Source organism: Peribacillus sp. FSL E2-0159 (assembly GCF_038643155.1).
Classification (GTDB): Bacteria; Bacillota; Bacilli; order Bacillales; family DSM-1321; genus Peribacillus; species Peribacillus simplex.
The window spans coordinates 5,637,469-5,657,309 of record NZ_CP152053.1; the positions used below are offsets into that span (position 1 = coordinate 5,637,469).

Below are 19,841 nucleotides of genomic sequence, written 5' to 3' on the forward strand. Positions count from 1 at the left end.
AAACAGCTACTCCCTTCCACCTGTCGATCCCTTGGCCATAATTTGAAGTCGACCCGGCTTTATATAAATTCTTACTTGTTTATGAAAAAGAAAAAACAGGCAAGAAAAATACTTGCCTGTTTTTTAAAAAGTCCGGCTTATTTAATACCGTATTTTTTGTTGAAACGATCAACACGTCCGCCAGCTTCAGCGAATTTTTGACGACCAGTATAGAATGGATGGCACTCTGAACAAGTCTCAACTTTGATCTCTTCTTTAACTGAACCAGTTTCAAAAGTGTTTCCGCAAGAGCAAATTACTTTTGAAAGCTTATAATTTGGATGAATTCCAGTTTTCATTCTTTTCAGCTCCTTATGCCCTGAATCATTCGAAACAGAGTTATATACTTCAAGTTGAGGGAAAAAACACCCTCACATTTATTGTAAAAACACATGAACTCATTATAACAACTTAAAACTAGTTGTGCAACTGTTTGTTTCTTACAGGGTTTAAGAACGTTTTACGCTCGCTGGTCCCTTTTTCATTTCTGACATCTCTTCATCCAGCTTACTGAAAAATTCTTCATTACCTTTTGTCTGTTTAAGACGGCGAAGGAATTTCTCCGAGAAATCAGGTGAATCTGACATCGTTTTCCTAATGGCCCAAAGTTTATCCAGGCGATCTTTCGGAATTAACAATTCTTCTTTACGAGTGCCTGAGCGACGAATATCGATGGCCGGGAAGATGCGTCTTTCGGCAAGGGCACGATCTAAATGCAGCTCCATATTGCCCGTACCTTTAAATTCTTCATAAATGACATCGTCCATTCTTGAACCCGTATCCACCAATGCTGTAGCAAGGATCGTCAGGCTTCCGCCTTCCTCGATATTCCTCGCCGCACCGAAAAAGCGTTTTGGACGGTGGAATGCAGCAGGGTCAATACCCCCTGATAGTGTTCGCCCGCTCGGCGGAATGACAAGGTTGTAAGCACGGGCAAGTCGAGTGATGCTGTCCATTAAAATGATGACATCCCGTTTATGCTCCACAAGGCGCATGGCTCGTTCTAACACCAGCTCAGCCACCTTGATATGGTTTTCCGGCACTTCATCAAAAGTTGAACTTACCACGTCTCCTGCAACGGAACGTTCAATGTCTGTCACTTCTTCCGGGCGTTCATCGATCAACAGCACAATCAATTCCGATTCGGGATGGTTTGTGGTTATCGCATTGGCAATTTCTTTGATGAGCATCGTTTTACCGGCTTTTGGCGGTGCGACAATCAGACCACGCTGTCCAAAACCGACCGGTGCCAGAACATCCATAATCCTGGTTGATATGTTCTTCGGTGTCGTTTCCAGTTTAATTTGCCTGTTTGGATACAGCGGTGTTAAACCTGGAAAGTGGACACGCTCTTTAGCTGATTCCGGATTATCGCCATTGACCGCTTCAACATGCAGCAATCCATAATAGCGCTCGTTTTCTTTTGGTGGCCTTACCTTACCGGACACTTTATCTCCATTTCGCAAATCGAATCTGCGGATCTGTGAAGCAGAAATATAAATATCCTCCGAGCTTGGAGAATAATTAATTGGACGCAGGAAACCGAAGCCCTCTGAAGGGATGATCTCTAAAACGCCCTCCATGAATAGGAGACCATCCTGCTCAGCTTGTGCTTTCAGGATAGCGAAAATAAGTTCCTTTTTTGAAAGTTTGCTGTAATAGGAAACTTTATATTCACGCGCGTGCTCATAGAGATCCTTTAGTTTCATGTTTTCTAAATTAGAAATAGTTAAATTCATTATGACACCACACTTTTATTAATTAAACGTTTTCACCCATACTGAAAAAGAAATGGTTTGTTAGATGGAAGAAAAACCGCAATCCATGTACCCGACCAGAGTTTTCTTAGAAAGGATGATACATTTTTACATGCAAAGAAGAAAATTATTTGAAGGCTTCTTGAAGTTTGGAGTGAAAGGGCAGATTTTAAATTATTAATAGTAGACCAAGCTTTATTTTACTTTTTTTATTTTAATTATTCAACTTAAATTTTTTAAAAGAGAAAGCGAGCGATGAAACCGCTCGCTTTTTAAAAGTGATTTTTCTAAAAAACGCTATCAGTCGATCAAACCATTCGGTTTAATTTTAAGACTGTGACGCCCATCAATGAATCGAACGGTGCCAGATTTAGCACGCATGACTACGGATTGCGTTTCGCCGTAATGCCCTTTAAATTGCACACCGCGTAAAAGTTCTCCATCAGTCACACCTGTTGCAGCAAAAATTGCGTCATCTCCGCGAACAAGATCTTCCATTCTGAGGACTTTTCCTAAATCAAGGCCCATTTTTACACAGCGTTCCACTTCTTCATCACTATGAGGAACCAGCTTACCTTGAATTTCCCCTCCAAGGCATTTCAAGGCAACGGCTGCAATAACTCCCTCTGGAGCTCCGCCAGATCCGAATAAGATATCAACACCAGTAAGATCGAAAGCCGTATTTATGGCTCCTGCTACGTCTCCATCGTTGATCAACTTGATACGTGCCCCTGCCTCACGAAGTTCATGAATGATCTTCGAATGACGATCGCGGTTCAATACTGTTGCAACCACGTCTTGGATATCTTTATTTTTTGCCTTGGCTACCGCTTTCAGGTTGTCCAACACGGAAGCATTGATATCAATCTGACCAACAGCCTCGGGTCCAACGGCTATTTTATCCATATACATATCCGGAGCATGAAGCAGGTTCCCCTTATCGGCTATCGCCAATACAGCCAATGCATTCCAGCCGCCAGATGCCACGATGTTCGTACCTTCTAAAGGATCAACCGCAACATCCACTAGTGGACCAAGACCTGTACCAAGTTTTTCACCAATATAAAGCATTGGCGCTTCATCCATTTCCCCTTCACCGATTACAACCGTTCCTTGCATGGGAATAGTATTGAAAACATCCCGCATTGCAGTTGTTGCTGCATCATCTGCTTCGTCTTTCTTTCCTCTTCCCATCCAACGAGCTGAATTCAGTGCCGCCGCCTCTGTTACGCGGACAAGCTCCATCGATAAACTTCTTTCCATTTCCGGTTCCCCCTCATGTACACTAGCATGATTTATTTATATATTAGTATAACACATTATATCATATATAGTAACACAATGAGGTAACAAGAAAAGGGATCAGCTTTTAAGCTGCTCCACTTCTTCTTGGGTCATTTCTTCACGCCAAATCGTCGCTCCCAAACCTGAAAGTTTTTCAACAAGATGGCTATATCCGCGATCTATATGTTCAAGCCCGGTCACTTCTGTAATCCCTTCAGCCATTAAACCAGCAATTACCAGAGCTGCTCCGGCACGTAAATCGCTTGCCTTCACTTTTGCCCCATGAAGTTGGACAGGACCATCGACGATGCCTGCTCTGCCCTCGACTTTGATCTTCGCATTCATGCGTCGCAGTTCATCAATATGCTTAAATCGTGCACCGTATATCGTATCGGTCACCATGCTAGAACCGCTTGCTTTTGTTAAAAGGGAAGTGAAAGGTTGCTGAAGATCTGTTGGGAATCCAGGGTAAACCAACGTCTTGATATCAACGGATTTATATTTTTCTCCCGGTGAGACAAATATCTGGTCATCACCCGCTTCAATATTAATCCCCATTTCCCTCAATTTGGAAGTCAATGACTCCAAATGCTGGGGAATGACATTATCGATCAGAATTCCTTCACCGACAGCAGCGGCTAAAATCATGAAAGTACCGGCTTCAATCCGATCCGGTATGATCGTATGCCTGCACCCATGCAAACTTTCCACACCATCAATACGAATGATATCCGTTCCAGCACCCTTTATTTTCGCTCCCATATTGGTCAACAATGTGGCAACATCGATGATTTCCGGTTCTTTCGCAGCGTTTTCAATCACAGTGCGGCCTTTGGCCAAAACAGCGGCAAGCATGATGTTAATCGTTGCCCCTACACTAACGACATCCAAATAGATGCGCGCTCCCCGTAGCTCGTCCGCCCTAAGGTAAATGGCTCCTTGTTCATTCGTCACTTGTGCGCCTAGTGCTTCGAAGCCCTTAATATGCTGATCTATCGGACGGGGTCCTAAATGGCAGCCTCCAGGCAAGCCGATCACTGCCTTTTTGAACTTACCAAGCATTGCCCCCATTAAATAATAAGAGGCACGTAACTTCTTGACCCTTCCATTGGGAAGAGGCATTGAAATCATCCTGCTAGGGTTGACTGTCATTTCTCCTTCATCAAAGGATACCTCACCGCCAATTTCCTCCATTAACTCTTTCAGCATCTGTACATCCGAGATATCAGGCAGGCCTTCAATCGTTACGGGAGAGTCCGCTAAAATTGTTGCTGGAATAAGGGCAACCGCACTATTTTTTGCTCCGCTGACACGAATGCTTCCCTTTAGAGGGTAGCCACCGGCAATTTTAAGTTTTTCCATAATAAACTCCCTTCCACGCTAAGCACTTAGAAGCTACTTTCAAAAAGTAATATTTTACCACAAGGAAATTGCATAATCCGACAACATTTACTATCTAGTTCTTTAGTTTACACAAAAGTAGCAAATTCATGTAAAAAAAAGATAAAAATTTCTAATTTATGTTAATTTTATTAAAAAGGTGCAATCTATAGCGACTTAGCGGCAAGGCATTATGCTTCAGTGCGTGAATTCCAATCGTTCAAGAAAGCTTCAATCCCTTTATCCGTTAATGGGTGGTGGAATAATTGGATTAAAACTTTATAAGGGATCGTTGCAATATGTGCCCCTTTAAGAGCCGCTTCTGTAATATGCATCGGATGGCGAATGGAAGCTGCAATGATCTCAGCGTTGATATCATGGATCGCAAATATGTCAGCAATATCCGAAATTAAATCCAAACCATTTTGGCCGATGTCATCCAAGCGTCCTAAAAATGGCGAAACATAAGTTGCTCCTGCCCTAGCTGCCAATAATGCTTGGTTGGCACTGAAAATAAGCGTGACATTTGTTTTTACACCTTGTTTTGTAAGTGCTGAAACAGCCTTCAAGCCGTCCGGAGTCATTGGCACTTTAATCGTGATATTAGGTGCAATCGCAACGAGTTCCTTGGCTTCAGCCATCATTCCTTCAAAATCAAGCGCAATGACTTCAGCAGAAACGGATTCCTTAACAAGGCTTGTGATTTCTTTTAGCCGGTCATGGAAAGAAACTCCTTTTTCTCTTGCAACAAGGGACGGGTTAGTCGTAACACCTGCTAAAACGCCAAGTTCGTGGGCTTGTTTGATTTCTTCCATGTTTGCTGTATCTATAAAGAATTTCATAAAATAGCCTCCGTATGTAATCGATTTTTTATTTCTCTATATGTCTCTGAATTCTAATTGTTCGAAAAATAGAGCCCGGATTTCAGCCCTGCATCTAAAAGAAACCATTAGGGGGGGACCCCCCAATGGGAATATTGCCTTTATCATCTTACAATTATGCTTTGCCGTTTGAACCGAATTCACGTATTTTACCGATGACAGTTTCTTTAATAGCTTCACGGCCAGGAACCATGTATTTACGAGGATCGTACACTTCAGAATCGTTATTCAGAATTTCACGAACCGCTTTTGTGAACACAATTTGATTTTCCGTATTCACATTGATTTTTGATGTTCCAAGAGAAATCGCTTTTTGGATATCTTTTGTAGGGATGCCTGTACCGCCATGAAGAACAAGAGGTTTGTTCGTTAAATCGCGTACTTCTTCCATTTCTTTATAGCCTAGGTCAGGTTCACCTTTGTATGGTCCGTGAACGGATCCCAAAGCTGGAGCAAAACAGTCGACATTCGTTTCTTTAACTAACTGTTCACATTCTTGAGGGTCTGCATATACAACTCCATCAGCGATTACATCATCTTCTTGTCCGCCAACCGTGCCCACTTCCGCTTCAACCGAAACATTCCGTGCGTGAGCGAATTCGACAACCTTCTTGGTTGTTTCAATATTCTCTTCGATTGGATGATGTGAAGCATCGATCATTACTGAAGTGAATCCGGCTTCGATAGCTTCTTTACATTTATCAAAACTTGAACCATGGTCAAGGTGAATGGCCACAGGAACAGTGATTTTCATGTCTTCCAACAATCCTTGAACCATCATGACAGTCGTTTTAAAACCACCCATATGACGGGCAGCACCTTCGGAAACACCAAGGATAACTGGAGATTTTTCTTGTTCTGCAGCAGCTAGAATAGCTTGAGTCCATTCAAGGTTATTGATATTGAATTGACCTACCGCATATTTTTCATCAAGGGCTTTATTCAGCATATCTTTCATAGAAACTAAAGGCATTTGATTTCCTCCTACTAGTGGGTGTTATAATTTTAAAGTTATTTCTTTCTAGATATTCCCTAAAACCAACGTAGCATACGCTTATAAATCAGAATATCTCTCCTCTTTTAGCATATCAATACATCAAAAAAACAGCAACAATTACACTATACCAAGCCTCAAATTTTATTCCAAAAAAACACGGCCCATCTAAAAAAAGATAGCCGTGGCAACTACTCCGTCAATAATATTAAATTTTCAAGACGTTTAACTTGATTGAATCGGCAAGTATTCACGAACGGCTTTTCTAATATCATCAATATCGAACGGCTTTGCAAAGTGTGTCATTGCCCCTAGATCCTTTGCTTCTTGAATCATATCAAGTTCACCATACGCCGTCATGATTATGACCCGGATGTCCGGATCGACGACTTTCATCCTTTTCAAGATCTCAATGCCATCCATTCCCGGAATCTTCATATCCAGCAATACAAGATCAGGTGAATGATTATTTAGCACTTCCAATGCTTGAATGCCATTAGCGGCTTGAAATGTTTCATACCCTTCTTTATGTAAAACCTCGTTCAATAAAATACGAATCCCGAATTGATCATCAACAATCAATATTTTCCCTGGCATTTTATCACCTCTCCCCTTCCCGATTCATCAATTTAAATATATTAGCCTATTCGGCCATATTACCCGAAAAAGGGTAGTTACATAGATTGCGTTAAATTACTTGAGGTCCAACGCATTTATTCCATTCGTGAATTCTATGTTCATATTCGATAATTGTAACAAAATTCCTGCTGTATAGCTAAAAGGAATTTTAATTTTTTTGTTTTTTCGACCGATTTAGTAAATTCAGCACTTTGGATCAAAAACCCTGAAACCTGTCAATGCAAAGGAAAGTCCTTTATAATAAGTATATTATTTTTAAAGGAGTCCCTAATCATGTTAAAAATTTTTTCGACACAGATAAGCGGTTTATTTAAAAAAATGATTGAAAATGAAGCCTTTGAAATGGAAGATGCCGGACGCTTGCTGGCTCAGGCTGCGGTTGGGGATGGATCCGTTTTCATTCACGGTTTTGGTGAAATGCAGGGCGTCACTGCCGAGGCTTTGGATGGGGCAGAACCCTTTATTAAGGCAAAAAGATATGAATTAGGAGAAACCATTTCCAGGGAGGATCGATTTCTTATATTCAGCCGTCATTCGGATGATTCAGAAGCAGTGTTGCTGGCAAAACAGCTAAAGGAAAAAGATATCCCATTTGTTGCGGTTTCTACATCCGTCGCTTCTGAAGAAGATTCTCTTTTGGAGTTGGCTGACGTTCATATTGATTTACGTATCCAACGGGGATTGATTCCCGATGAAACCGGAAATCGTTATGGGTTCCCTACCCTCATTGCCGCTCTTTTCGCTTATTATGGGGTTAAATTCACTCTTGAAGAAATCATAAAAGAATATGAAGATGAAGAATGATAAATTCATCTAAAAAAAGGGGTTCGGAAAACATCAAATGTTGTTCCCGAACCAACTGACCCAAAGCAGCACCTTCGACTCCTCAGGTATGTTTACTATCTAAATGTTATAACAAAGTTGATTGGGAAAGGTGCGAGATTCCTGTGGAAAAAGCGCCTCTAAGGGAGACCCCACAGGCGCAGGCCGAGGAGGCTCAATGACCGCCCGCAGAAAGCGAGTGCCTGGATTGGAAATCAATGCCCAAATTGTACAAGCCATAAAAAAACTGTAGGCAAACTCGATTTTCTTCAAGTTTGCCTACAGTCTGAAACAGCCCAATGGGCTGTTTTTTTTATTTATTAAAGATTTTTGCCGCGTTTTAATGACATACCGACAAAGTCACGGAATAGCGGCTGTGGGCGGTTAGGACGTGACGTGAATTCCGGATGGAATTGAGAAGCCACAAACCAAGGATGATCTTTCAGTTCAACGATTTCAACTAGACGACCATCTGGACTTGTACCAGAGAACACGAATCCTGCCTCTTCCATAGCTTGACGGTAGTGGTTATTGAATTCATAACGGTGACGGTGACGTTCATAAACTACCTCGTCATTATACGCTTCGTATGCTTTAGTTCCTTCGATAAGCTTACATGGATACAGACCAAGACGCAGTGTACCGCCCAAATCTTCTACATCCTTCTGCTCAGGAAGAAGATCGATAATTGGATCTGGAGTATTTTCATTAATTTCAGCTGAATGTGCTTCTGGCAATCCCAGGACGTTGCGTGCATACTCAATGGACGCTAACTGCATGCCTAAGCAAATTCCGAAGAATGGTGTTTTGGTCGTGCGGGCAAATTCGGTCGCTGCAATTTTCCCTTCGATTCCACGATCTCCAAAACCGCCAGGGACAAGGATTCCATCTGCATCTTGAAGAAGTTCTGCAACATTTTCTTTTGTTACATCTTCAGAATTCACCCAGTCGATTTCAACATCTGCATCAAATGCGTAACCTGCATGCTTAAGTGCTTCCACTACAGAAAGATAAGCATCTTGCAATTCAACATATTTTCCGACTAAGGCGATTTTCGTTTTCTTTGATAAAGAAGTAACCTTTTTAACTAGTTCCTTCCAATCTTCCATATCCGCTTCGCCACAGTCCAATTGCAAGTGATCACAAACGATTTGGTCCATATTTTGTGCTTGAAGCGCAAGAGGGATCGAGTAAAGTGTATCCGCATCAAGACATTCGATAACAGAATTTTTATCGATATCGCAGAATAAAGCGATTTTATCCTTCATATCTTGTGAAATCGGACTTTCTGTACGGGCAACGATGATATTTGGCTGAATGCCAAGACTGCGTAATTCTTTTACACTATGCTGTGTCGGTTTTGTTTTCATTTCACCAGCAGCTTTGATGTAAGGAACCAGTGTACAGTGGATATACATAACATTATTGATGCCGATATCACTCTTGATTTGGCGAATCGCTTCAAGGAATGGAAGAGACTCGATATCCCCTACAGTACCGCCAATTTCAGTGATGACTATATCGGCATTCGTTTCATTACCTGAACGGAAAACCCGTTCTTTAATTTCATTCGTGATATGTGGAATGACTTGAACCGTTCCACCTAGATAATCGCCACGGCGTTCTTTTCTCAGGACGGTTGAATAAATTCTGCCTGTAGTCACATTGCTGTGTTTACCAAGGTTGATATCAATGAAACGCTCATAGTGCCCTAAATCCAAATCCGTTTCAGCACCATCATCCGTTACAAACACTTCACCATGTTGATATGGACTCATCGTACCAGGATCCAAGTTGATATAAGGGTCAAACTTCTGGATCGTAACATTCAATCCCCTATTTTTTAATAATCTACCTAAAGAAGCGGCCGTTATCCCTTTTCCCAAGGAAGAAACTACTCCACCTGTCACAAAAATATATTTTGTCATCTTATATCCTCCTATAGAATGTTTTCTTCCAATTCTGTTCTTCACATCATTAAATCGGAACTTGAATCAAATCTTCCGCCACATGAGCGGTTAAAAGCTAAAAACCGTAAACCAATACAAACCATTAATCACTTAAAGGTCTTTAGTGAGAGTCATGCAGGATACATGAACAAGAATAAATTTCCTTAAATGACAGTAAACATAAATAGGTTCTCTATAGTTTTTACAATTCTACGAGAAATCATTTTTAAAAATAAAAAAATGATGTCATTTATTCATTCCATCATTAAAAACAAAAACGCTCCGCTTACAATAAAAGTAAGGGAGCGATATAATTTAATCATTGTGTCCTTTTTTAAGGAGCCCAAAAATGATTCTACAAATTTCGCCTCAAAAAGTCAAGGGCGATTATTTATTTCTCATCCTCTTTATCCAAGTCATCCAAATCATCTTCGTCTTCATCTTCGTCCTCATCATCTTCCAGAACAAATGCATCATCTTCGATTATTTCTTCTTCCAGATCGTCGTCATCATCCACGTCATCATCCAAAAGCACTTCGTCGATGACTGGAGTACCTAGAATATCATCATCGTCATCATCTTCATCCTCGTCCAGATCATCGATATCTTCCTCAAAGTCAAGGTCTTCGTCTTCAAGTTCATCGAAATCGTCGATAACGACAGCAGCCTTTTTGGCTTTCTTTTTCTTTTTAGGTTTTACAACATGTACGACTTCTTCTTCGATTTGGTCAACCGGGTACCATGTTTTCAATCCCCAACGGTTGTCCCCAAGTGAAGTGAAGCGGCCATCCACATTTAAATCCGTATAGAATTGTGCGATTTTCTTTTCCACTTCCGCTTTAGATAAATGGTGCAGCGAAGCTAATTCACTTATTAAATCTTTAAATGGAATCGGTTCATTTCTTTCCACTAACAAATCATATGCCATCTCTATTAAGGACATTTCCAATAATTGCTCTTTTGAGTATTGTTTTAAACTCAAATTCCGCACTTCCCTTCTCTATTCAAACACTGAATTCCGTGTTTTTTCACATAAAAAAATAATCTAAAACAGTAGTTCGATAAAATAACGACAATTCCTGCTAGACATATACTCCATTATAAACAATCTAAATGGGTTTATGCTAGTTCTATATGATACTTTCACAGATTTACCTTATTGTCTATCATTCACAGGAAACCAGAAGCTAAAAATCATTCCTTTTTCTTTTTGGATTTCTGACGATAGGCTGCCGTAAAAAAGACAACAGTCAGGATAAAAAAAGAAATGGCACCCAGTTGATGCTCATACAGCTCAAATAGAAAAATGATGGCAAGAATGTAACCTATGATTAATCCAATCATTTTCAGGTTCATTTTCTCAACTCCAATAGGGCTGATTCTTCATTTTTGCCCCTTTTCCAAATAATTATAAGGTAAAATCTTCATTTTGTTAAAAAAGACAGAAATTATTTAAAAAAGAGGCCCCTAAACGTTCGGAGCCCCCTTCTTAGTTTACATATTTCTTCGATATTGACCGCCTACATCATATAGCGCCCTCGTTATCTGACCCAGACTGGCCACTCTCACGCAGTTCATGAGTTCAGCAAAGATATTTTCCCCATTCATGGCTGCCAATTTTAGTTTAGTTAGCGCCTCATCCGTGAACTCCTCATTTCTTTCCTGGAATGCCCGGAGATTTATGATTTGCCCTTCCTTTTCTTCCTTTGTTGCACGGGCAATTTCCATGCTGTTCACTGCTTCTTCGGAAGGAGGGTTTGGGTTCAAATACGTATTGACACCAATGATCGGCAATTCTCCCGTATGCTTTTTCATTTCGTAATGCATCGATTCATCCTGGATTTTCCCACGCTGATACTGCGTCTCCATTGCACCCAGCACACCGCCTCGATCATTGATGCGATCGAACTCTTGCAGTACGGCCTCTTCAACCAGATCCGTCAATTCCTCTACGATGAAGGCACCTTGCATCGGGTTTTCATTTTTTGAGAGACCATGCTCCTTTGTAATGATCATTTGTATGGCCATTGCCCGGCGCACGGATTCTTCGGTAGGCGTCGTGATGGCTTCATCATACGCATTAGTATGCAGGGAGTTACAGTTGTCCTGTAGTGCCATTAAAGCCTGAAGTGTCGTTCTGATATCATTAAAATCAATTTCTTGCGCATGAAGGGAGCGCCCAGAAGTCTGTATATGGTATTTGAGCTTCTGGCTACGGTCATTCGCACCATATTTATCCCGCATGACTGTCGCCCAAATCCTTCTTGCCACCCTCCCGATAACCGTATATTCCGGGTCGAGCCCATTTGAGAAGAAGAACGACAAATTCGGGGCAAAGTCATCAATATTCATTCCGCGACTTAAATAATATTCGATGTAAGTAAAGCCATTCGCTAAAGTAAAAGCCAGCTGTGAAATGGGGTTGGCACCGGCTTCTGCAATGTGATAGCCAGAAATGGATACAGAGTAGTAGTTCCTGACTTTCCGATCGATGAAATATGCTTGAATGTCCCCCATTAACCTTAAAGCAAATTCCGTAGAGAAGATGCATGTATTCTGGCCTTGGTCCTCTTTCAGAATATCCGCTTGAACAGTTCCGCGTACCGTTTGAAGGGTATAAGCCTGCACTTCTTCAGCCTCGGCATCCGTAAGGGGACGGCCTAACTCTTCTTCTTTCCGTTGAATCTGCTGATCGACTGCAGTATTCATATACATGGCCAAAATGATTGGTGCCGGTCCATTGATGGTCATGGATACAGAGGTTGAGGGGTGGCAAAGGTCAAAGCCTGCATACAGCTTTTTCATGTCATCCAACGTACAGATGCTGACTCCGCTTTCCCCTACCTTTCCATAGATATCAGGCCGGTGATCAGGGTCCTCGCCATATAAAGTTACAGAATCGAAAGCCGTACTTAGCCGTTTAGCATTATCGTCCTTTGACAAATAATGAAAACGCCTGTTGGTTCGGTCGGGCGATCCTTCACCGGCAAATTGCCGCTTCGGGTCTTCCCCTTCACGCTTGAAAGGAAAGACTCCCGCTGTGTAAGGAAAGAAGCCCGGAACGTTCTCACGGAATACCCATCCTAAGATCTCTCCATAATCGGCATATTTAGGAAGAGATACCCTTGGAATCATTAAACCTGATAAACTTTTAGTTTTCAGCTTTGTGACGATTTCTTTATCCCTGACTTTCGTTACAAACTGCTCCCCTGCATACTTTTCTTTTAAATCCATCCATCCAGAAAGGACTTTTTTAGATTCAGGTGATAAATTCGAAGCGGTTTCCTTTTTCAGTTTTTCTAAAGAAGCCACCATATCGTCGTTGTTATCATTTTCCTTAATTGCATCAATTGCTCCTTCAAGCTGGAAAAGCCTCCGGGCAATACGTACTTGTTCAGCCGCACGTTTATGATACGATCTGACCGTATCACTGATTTCACGTAAATAATATCGACGGTCAGTAGGAATGATGACATTTTGCTTGTAAACATCCGCTTCTTTCGAAAAGGACGTACTCCAACCCGTCCCTGATTTTTCATTAAGCTTTTCAATCAGGGCAGCGAATAGTGCATTGGTGCCTGGGTCATTGAATTGGGAAGCGATTGTACCGTATACTGGCATTTCAGATGGATCTTGATCAAAGAGTGTACGGCTTCTTTGGTATTGCTTCTGAACTTGGTTTTTTGCATCCTCGGAGCCTTTGCGCTCGTATTTGTTAATGACTATCAAGTCTGCATAATCAATCATATCGATTTTTTCAAGTTGCGAAGGAGCACCGAATTCACTGGTCATTACATACATGGATACATCGCATATCTCGGCAATTTCTGCATCCCCCTGACCAATTCCGCTCGTTTCGACGATGATTAAATCGAAGCCAGCTGCCTTCACGACTGAAATGGCATCTTTTATTGCCAAAGACAACTCACTTTTTGAATGGCGCGTGGCTAGGCTCCGCATATAAACACGCTCAGAAAAGATCGAGTTCATTCTGATCCTGTCACCAAGCAGGGCACCGCCCGTTTTCTGTTTGGTCGGGTCGACAGATAGAATGGCGACTCTCTCGTCTGGAATTTCGTTAATGAACCTTCGTATCAATTCATCAGTCAATGAACTTTTTCCAGCGCCGCCAGTTCCTGTAATTCCCAGAACAGGAACCTTCTTTTCGGAAGTCTTGATCTGCTCAAAAAGACTCTCCACCGCGGCCGCTGATTCCTGTGAAGCATCCAGTCTATTTTCGGCAAAGGTAATAAATTGGGCAATGGCATTTGTTCCCCCAGCAATCAGTTCATCAAAACGTTCCTGTAAAGATGGTTTGACTGTCGAGAAATCACACTCCTCCATCAATACGTTTATCATTCCTTGCAGGCCATATTCCCGCCCTTCATCAGGCGAAAAGATACGGGCAATCCCATAATCATGGAGTTCTTTAATTTCCCTTGGGATGATGACCCCGCCACCGCCGGCAAAAATCCGAATGTGCTCGGCTCCCTTTTCCTTCAGCAGATCATACATATATTTAAAATATTCCACATGTCCGCCTTGGTAAGATGACATGGCTATGCCTTGAACATCTTCCTGGATAGCCGCATTCACGATCTCTTCCACCGAACGATTATGACCTAGGTGAATAACTTCTGCCCCGCTGGACTGAAGGATTCTCCTCATTATATTGATAGATGCATCATGTCCATCAAATAAACTCGAAGCAGTAACGAATCTAATATGGTTCTTCGGTTTATACACCTCAACTGTACTCATTTAGCTCCTCCTTATTGAAACCTATTTATATCAGTGCTTTTTGAAACCCGATACATTTTGAATCAATAATTGCGTCTGCAGTTCAACATACTCTTGAAGCGTATACTGTTTATGCAAGGCCCATCTTCTAAAACTCCACATCTGTCCCTGAACGAAAATGTTATGTGAAATAAGGCTTATTTGTTTTTCCGTCAACGATAGCTCCCCATTCTCGACACATTTCGTTATCACCTTTTCGAACATGCCCACCATCCGAATTTCTTTGTTCAGAACATACGGTAAAGCGTCTTTCGTCAGGGCTTTCACTTCCTGATACATGACCAGCACTTCGTCCTGCATATCATCCATCACTTTATAAAAATAGGCGATCGTCAGCTTCAAACTTTCAAGTGTCCCATCACTCTGTTCTATTTCTTTCTGAAGCTTTTCCTGGACTTCATCATAGATAAAGTCACAAACGAGATATAATATATCTTCCTTGGTTCGGATATACTCGTATAACGTGCCAATACTAAAGCCGGCAGCTTTTGCAATTTCCCTGGTAGTCGTACGATGAAATCCCTTTTCCTTAAAAAGGTTGACCGCTCCTTTAATCATTTGTGTACGCCTTTTTTCAACCAGCCGCTCATCCTTTACAGATGCAAGAACTTCTCTTTTTTCCATTATAAAACTCCTTTTAGAAAGCCCATCATTCAATTACCTAAGACAATCTTCTGAAGAAATTGAAAAGGGAATTCCGGTAAGAACAGTGCCTCATCGGAAAACCTCAGTTTCAAACCTATTTAGTAATCATCCTTGAGATGACCAGCTTTTGAATTTCCTGTGTACCTTCGTAGATTTGGGTGATTTTCGCGTCACGCATATACCGTTCTACAGGATAATCCTTTGTATATCCATAACCTCCAAAGACCTGCACGGCTTCTGTCGTCACTTTCATGGCTGTATCTCCAGCAAAAAGTTTAGACATTGCCGACTCTTTTCCATATGGAAGGCCCACAGATTCCAACCATGCAGCCTGATAAGTTAATAGCCTTGAAGCTTCAACACCCGTTGCCATATCCGCCAATTTAAAACCAATTCCTTGCTGTGCAGAAATTGGCTTGCCAAATTGGACGCGCTCCTTTGCATAACCCACCGCGGCATCCAATGCACCTTGGGCGATCCCAACGGCCTGGGCGGCAATTCCGTTACGCCCGCCATCAAGTGTCATCATCGCTATTTTAAAGCCCTCTCCTTCTTTACCAAGGAGATTTTCTTTAGGCACTCGGCATTCATCAAAGATGATTTCCGTGGTCGGTGATGAACGGATCCCCAGCTTCTTCTCTTTTTTGCCGACACTAAAACCCGGGAAATCTTTTTCAATGATAAAGGCACTCGTTCCTTTTTGTTTCGATTCAGGGTCAGTCAAAGCAAAGACAACATATGTATCCGCAATCCCGCCGTTTGTAATGAAAATTTTTGAACCGCTGATGATATATTCATCACCTACAAGCTTTGCAGTCGTTCTCATACCGCCTGCGTCTGAGCCTGAACTAGGTTCAGTCAGGCCATATGCACCGATTTTTTCACCCTGTGCCATCGGGCGAAGGTATTTTTGTTTTTGTTCTTCAGACCCAAATTTATATATTGGCCACCCTGCAAGCGATGTATGGGCTGATAAAGTCACCCCAGTAGAAGCGCAAACGCGGGAAAGTTCCTCAATCGCTATGCAATACGCTAAGTAATCACTTCCAATTCCGCCGTATTCCTCAGGCCACGGAATCCCAGTCAATCCAAGTTCAGCCATTTTATCGAAGATCTCTCGGTCAAATCGTTCTTCTTCATCCCTCTCGGCAGCAGTCGGAGCCACTTCATTCTGGGCAAAGTCCCTCACCATTTTTCTGATCATTTCATGTTCTTCCGTTAGTTTAAATTGCATAACTATCCCCCCCGAAATTTTTCGTATTTATAGATTCTTACTGATGACCATTCTCTGTATTTCGCTGGTACCCTCATAAATTTCAGTTACCTTTGCATCCCTGAAATAGCGTTCGACCGGATACTCCGTTGTATATCCATAACCTCCGAAAACCTGGACTGCTTCTATCGCCACATCAACAGCCGTCCTCGAAGCGAATAGCTTAGCCATGGCCGCCTCTTTACCGCACTTTAATCCCTGTGAGCGCAAAAACGCCGCACGATAGACGAGTAACCTTGAAGCTTCTATACTCGTTGCCATTTCAGCAAGCTTGAAACCAATCCCCTGTTGTGCTGCAATAGGTTTGCCAAATTGAACTCTGTCTTTTGCATATTGGACGGCATGTTCCATGGCGCCTTCTGCAATTCCCAGAGCTTGAGCAGCAATGCCGATCCTTCCAGCATCCAAGTTGGCCATTGCGATCTTAAAGCCTTCACCTTCTTTGCCAAGGAGATTGGCAGCAGGCACTTTCATATCCTCGAACGTCACCTGTACGGTGCTCGAGCCATGAAGGCCCATTTTACGTTCATCTTTACCGATGATTAAACCTGGCGTCCCTTTTTCTACAATAAAAGCAGAGATTCCCTTGCTTCCCTTCTGAGGGTCCGTTGAAGCAAAAACAATGAACACATCCGCTTCCCCGCCATTAGTGATAAAAACCTTGGACCCATTTATTCGATATTCTCCGTCTTCCTTTACTGCCACTGCCTTCGCTTTCAAACTCGCAGCATCGGAACCTGAGCTTTGCTCAGTCAAGCAAAATGCGCCTAAATATTTACCAGCGGCTAACTTAGGCACATATTTTCGCTTCTGCTCTTCCGTTCCAAAATAAACGATTGGATTTGTTCCAACAGAAGTATGAACGGACAGTATGACACCGAGAGTTGGACTAACTTTGGAAATCTCATTGATGGCGATGATATAAGACATGAAGTCCATACCTGCGCCACCGTATTCTTCTGAAATCGGGATTCCCATCAAACCAAGCTCACCCATTTTTTGCAGAATCGTTTTTGGAAACACGCCTGTTTCCATTGCCTCGATATGAGGGGTAATCTCTTTCTCCGCAAAAGCGCTTACCATTTTCCGCATCATTTCCTGTTCTTCTGTAAACTTTAAATCCATCCTTCATTCCTCCCTAGCTGCACATCTTCTATGATTAGTTATATTCATAAAAGCCCCGTCCTGATTTCTTGCCTAACCACCCAGCTTTTACATATTTCCTTAACAGCGGACACGGTCGGTATTTATCGTCTCCCAGCCCTTGGTGAAGGGTTTCCATTATGTACAAGCATGTATCTAGCCCAATGAAGTCAGCTAGCGTAAGCGGGCCCATCGGATGGTTCATTCCCAGTTTCATTACGTCATCGATCGCCTCTTTAGTAGCGACGCCCTCATAAAGTGTATAGATGGCCTCATTGATCATCGGCATTAAAATCCGATTCGCTACAAAACCTGGAAAATCATTGACTTCCACCGGTACCTTGTTCAAGGATTCAGCCATCTTTTCAACATCTTTATAAACTTCATCCGATGTAGCAAGGCCACGGATGATCTCAACCAGCTTCATGACTGGTACGGGGTTCATAAAGTGCATGCCAATTACCTTTTCCGGCCTTTTCGTGGCAGCGGCTATCTCGGTAATCGGAAGCGAAGAAGTATTGGATGCAAGAATGACGTGTTGTGGCGTGATTTCATCCAACTCGGCGAATATTTTTGTTTTTATTTCCATGTTTTCCACTGCAGCTTCAATCACTAAATCTACCTCAGCCGCATTTTTCAAATCCGTCGATGAAGTCAACCGGGAAAGTGTTGCATCTTTCTCCTCGGATTCCATTTTCCCTTTTTCAACCTGCCGGGAAAGATTCTTGGTAATTGTCCCTAACCCCTTTTCTACATATTCACCTTTTAAATCGTGTAAAAGAACTTTATAACCGCTCATTGCACAGACCTGGGCAATGCCAGATCCCATCTGTCCCGCACCAATGACCATCACTTTTTGAATGCCCATGAAAATACCTCCTCATTTATCTATGAAACTATTATCCTTGCTTTGGCACTTCAATTAAAATGGCATCCCCCTGTCCGCCGCCACTACAGATCGCTGCGATGCCCAATCCCCCTCCGCGGCGTTTAAGTTCATGCATCAGCGTAATGATGATGCGGGCACCACTCGCCCCGATTGGGTGGCCTAATGCTACAGCCCCTCCGTTTACATTCACTTTTCCCGGCTTGACGTTGGCAATTTTCCCACTTGCCAATGCAACCGCTGCAAATGCTTCGTTCACTTCAAACAAATCAATTTCCTCTATTGATTTTCCTGTCTTCTTCAGGAGTTCATTTATGACCAAACCTGGCGTTTTAGGGAAGTCCTTTGCTTCCACTGCCACTTCTGCATGAGCTAAAATATAGGCAAAAGGCGTTTTTCCTTCTTTTTCCGCACGTTCCTCACTCATCAAAACGAGTGCACCTGCCCCATCATTGACACCCGGAGCATTACCTGCCGTAATGGTCCCCTCATTATTGAAAGCTGGACCTAATTTAGCTAACTTCCCGGCAGATGTATCTTTTCTTGGGGCTTCATCATGTTCGATGGTAATTGGTTCGCCTTTTCGCACAGGCACCTGTACGGAAATGATTTCTTCTGCAAGAAAACCGCCATCGATTGCTTTTACCGCTTTTTGATGACTCTCGTAAGCCCAGCTATCTTGCTCCTCTCGGGTGATTTCAAGATCCTCGGCAGTACTGTTTCCGTAAGTCCCCATATGAACGCCCGTAAAACTACAGCTAAGTCCATCCGAAATCATGGTATCCTTCAGTTCTCCATCACCCATCCTTAGGCCCCACCTTGCTTTCGGAAGGATATAAGGCGCATTGCTCATCGATTCCATTCCGCCGGCAACAATGATTTCTTCTTCACCTAAGCGAATGATCTGATCAGCCAATGTGACACTGCGAAGTCCTGATGCGCATACTTTATTAATGGTTTCCGTTTTCACTTCCCAAGGCAATCCAGCATGACGGGCTGCCTGGCGGGACGGTATTTGGCCTTGGCCTGCCTGAAGCACATTCCCCATGATGACCTCGTCTACTTGGCTACTTTCAATCCCTGCCCGAACAAGTGCCTCTTTGATTGCTATTCCACCAAGTTGTGATGCCGTCAAACTGCTAAGACCGCCGCCAAATTTTCCAAAAGGTGTTCTCACACCGCTAATAATCACTGTTTTCGCCATCATTATTTCCCCCTATAAGTAACATTGATTGAACGCTCGCTCAATTTGGAGTTAAAAAAATAGTGTTGTAAGCGCTTTAATATTATATTATATTACACATTTTTCTCAAAAATGAAAATATTTAGTTTATAAATATTTAAAATAT

Annotated in this window: 17 protein-coding genes; 1 reads left to right on the top strand and 16 read right to left on the bottom strand. The window is 42.4% G+C overall.

Going from position 1 to position 19,841, the window contains the following annotated elements; all coding sequences use genetic code 11:
• Window positions 1-137 precede the first annotated feature (137 nt).
• The 7 genes from rpmE to NYE63_RS27615 all read right to left on the bottom strand — a co-directional run bounded on the left by rpmE (window position 138) and on the right by NYE63_RS27615 (window position 6,932).
• Window positions 138-338: a 50S ribosomal protein L31 gene (gene rpmE, locus NYE63_RS27585; protein WP_034315847.1), complete on the bottom strand. Its 201-nt coding sequence runs from the start codon at window positions 336-338 to the stop codon at window positions 138-140.
• 150 nt (window positions 339-488) lie between these two features.
• Window positions 489-1,778 (bottom strand): transcription termination factor Rho, encoded by a 1,290-nt coding sequence (gene rho / locus NYE63_RS27590; RefSeq protein WP_063234168.1) that lies wholly within the window; start codon window positions 1,776-1,778, stop codon window positions 489-491.
• 318 nt (window positions 1,779-2,096) lie between these two features.
• On the bottom strand, window positions 2,097-3,059 hold the full coding sequence (gene glpX, locus NYE63_RS27595) for a class II fructose-bisphosphatase (protein WP_342603558.1): 963 nt from the start codon (window positions 3,057-3,059) through the stop codon (window positions 2,097-2,099).
• A 99-nt stretch (window positions 3,060-3,158) separates the two neighbouring features.
• Window positions 3,159-4,442 carry a UDP-N-acetylglucosamine 1-carboxyvinyltransferase gene (locus NYE63_RS27600; RefSeq protein ID WP_342603559.1) on the bottom strand — a complete coding sequence of 428 codons (1,284 nt, stop codon included), beginning with the start codon at window positions 4,440-4,442 and terminating at the stop codon, window positions 3,159-3,161.
• Between the two features lie 209 nt (window positions 4,443-4,651).
• A complete protein-coding gene (gene fsa, locus NYE63_RS27605; protein ID WP_063234171.1) occupies window positions 4,652-5,302 on the bottom strand; it encodes a fructose-6-phosphate aldolase in 651 nt (216 codons plus the stop codon).
• 154 nt (window positions 5,303-5,456) lie between these two features.
• Window positions 5,457-6,314, bottom strand: a complete 858-nt coding sequence (locus NYE63_RS27610) for a class II fructose-bisphosphate aldolase (RefSeq protein ID WP_342603560.1) — start codon at window positions 6,312-6,314, stop codon at window positions 5,457-5,459.
• A gap of 246 nt (window positions 6,315-6,560) precedes the next feature.
• Window positions 6,561-6,932 (bottom strand): response regulator, encoded by a 372-nt coding sequence (locus tag NYE63_RS27615; RefSeq protein WP_034315860.1) that lies wholly within the window; start codon window positions 6,930-6,932, stop codon window positions 6,561-6,563.
• Window positions 6,933-7,247: 315 nt separating this feature from the next.
• Here NYE63_RS27615 and NYE63_RS27620 point away from each other — a divergent pair, with 315 nt between their 5' ends.
• Window positions 7,248-7,778: a DUF2529 domain-containing protein gene (locus NYE63_RS27620; protein WP_342603561.1), complete on the top strand. Its 531-nt coding sequence runs from the start codon at window positions 7,248-7,250 to the stop codon at window positions 7,776-7,778.
• 338 nt (window positions 7,779-8,116) lie between these two features.
• On the opposite strand, the gene NYE63_RS27625 is transcribed toward NYE63_RS27620, so the two are convergent.
• The 9 genes from NYE63_RS27625 to NYE63_RS27665 form a co-directional block, all read right to left on the bottom strand.
• Entirely contained in the window at window positions 8,117-9,724 is a 1,608-nt protein-coding gene (locus tag NYE63_RS27625; protein WP_342603562.1) for a CTP synthase, read from the bottom strand.
• Window positions 9,725-10,136: 412 nt separating this feature from the next.
• A complete protein-coding gene (gene rpoE / locus NYE63_RS27630; protein WP_342603563.1) occupies window positions 10,137-10,727 on the bottom strand; it encodes a DNA-directed RNA polymerase subunit delta in 591 nt (196 codons plus the stop codon).
• A gap of 212 nt (window positions 10,728-10,939) precedes the next feature.
• A complete protein-coding gene (locus tag NYE63_RS27635) occupies window positions 10,940-11,101 on the bottom strand; it encodes a hypothetical protein (RefSeq protein ID WP_155726484.1) in 162 nt (53 codons plus the stop codon).
• Window positions 11,102-11,239: 138 nt separating this feature from the next.
• A complete protein-coding gene (gene icmF / locus NYE63_RS27640) occupies window positions 11,240-14,506 on the bottom strand; it encodes a fused isobutyryl-CoA mutase/GTPase IcmF (RefSeq protein WP_342603564.1) in 3,267 nt (1,088 codons plus the stop codon).
• Window positions 14,507-14,536: 30 nt separating this feature from the next.
• Window positions 14,537-15,169 carry a TetR/AcrR family transcriptional regulator gene (locus NYE63_RS27645; RefSeq protein ID WP_342603565.1) on the bottom strand — a complete coding sequence of 211 codons (633 nt, stop codon included), beginning with the start codon at window positions 15,167-15,169 and terminating at the stop codon, window positions 14,537-14,539.
• Between the two features lie 115 nt (window positions 15,170-15,284).
• Window positions 15,285-16,424: an acyl-CoA dehydrogenase gene (locus NYE63_RS27650; protein ID WP_230159190.1), complete on the bottom strand. Its 1,140-nt coding sequence runs from the start codon at window positions 16,422-16,424 to the stop codon at window positions 15,285-15,287.
• 27 nt (window positions 16,425-16,451) lie between these two features.
• A complete protein-coding gene (locus tag NYE63_RS27655; RefSeq protein ID WP_342603566.1) occupies window positions 16,452-17,588 on the bottom strand; it encodes an acyl-CoA dehydrogenase in 1,137 nt (378 codons plus the stop codon).
• A 34-nt stretch (window positions 17,589-17,622) separates the two neighbouring features.
• Complete coding sequence (locus NYE63_RS27660; protein WP_342603567.1) at window positions 17,623-18,474, bottom strand: 3-hydroxybutyryl-CoA dehydrogenase; 852 nt, start codon at window positions 18,472-18,474, stop codon at window positions 17,623-17,625.
• Window positions 18,475-18,505: 31 nt separating this feature from the next.
• The gene (locus NYE63_RS27665) at window positions 18,506-19,696 is read right to left on the bottom strand and encodes an acetyl-CoA C-acetyltransferase (protein WP_342603568.1); all 1,191 of its coding nucleotides are present in this window, start codon (window positions 19,694-19,696) and stop codon (window positions 18,506-18,508) included.
• Window positions 19,697-19,841 lie beyond the last annotated feature (145 nt).

Coding starts and splice junctions, on each gene's coding strand:
- NYE63_RS27645 (WP_342603565.1), bottom strand. CDS start 15,169: ATGGAAAAAAGAGAAGTTCTTGCATCTGTAAAGGATGAGCGGCTGGTT.
- rho (WP_063234168.1), bottom strand. CDS start 1,778: ATGAATTTAACTATTTCTAATTTAGAAAACATGAAACTAAAGGATCTC.
- NYE63_RS27635 (WP_155726484.1), bottom strand. CDS start 11,101: ATGAACCTGAAAATGATTGGATTAATCATAGGTTACATTCTTGCCATC.
- NYE63_RS27660 (WP_342603567.1), bottom strand. CDS start 18,474: ATGGGCATTCAAAAAGTGATGGTCATTGGTGCGGGACAGATGGGATCT.
- rpmE (WP_034315847.1), bottom strand. CDS start 338: ATGAAAACTGGAATTCATCCAAATTATAAGCTTTCAAAAGTAATTTGC.
- NYE63_RS27655 (WP_342603566.1), bottom strand. CDS start 17,588: ATGGATTTAAAGTTTACAGAAGAACAGGAAATGATGCGGAAAATGGTA.
- NYE63_RS27665 (WP_342603568.1), bottom strand. CDS start 19,696: ATGGCGAAAACAGTGATTATTAGCGGTGTGAGAACACCTTTTGGAAAA.
- NYE63_RS27650 (WP_230159190.1), bottom strand. CDS start 16,424: ATGCAATTTAAACTAACGGAAGAACATGAAATGATCAGAAAAATGGTG.
- NYE63_RS27600 (WP_342603559.1), bottom strand. CDS start 4,442: ATGGAAAAACTTAAAATTGCCGGTGGCTACCCTCTAAAGGGAAGCATT.
- fsa (WP_063234171.1), bottom strand. CDS start 5,302: ATGAAATTCTTTATAGATACAGCAAACATGGAAGAAATCAAACAAGCC.
- NYE63_RS27610 (WP_342603560.1), bottom strand. CDS start 6,314: ATGCCTTTAGTTTCTATGAAAGATATGCTGAATAAAGCCCTTGATGAA.
- NYE63_RS27625 (WP_342603562.1), bottom strand. CDS start 9,724: ATGACAAAATATATTTTTGTGACAGGTGGAGTAGTTTCTTCCTTGGGA.
- icmF (WP_342603564.1), bottom strand. CDS start 14,506: ATGAGTACAGTTGAGGTGTATAAACCGAAGAACCATATTAGATTCGTT.
- NYE63_RS27620 (WP_342603561.1), top strand. CDS start 7,248: ATGTTAAAAATTTTTTCGACACAGATAAGCGGTTTATTTAAAAAAATG.
- glpX (WP_342603558.1), bottom strand. CDS start 3,059: ATGGAAAGAAGTTTATCGATGGAGCTTGTCCGCGTAACAGAGGCGGCG.
- NYE63_RS27615 (WP_034315860.1), bottom strand. CDS start 6,932: ATGCCAGGGAAAATATTGATTGTTGATGATCAATTCGGGATTCGTATT.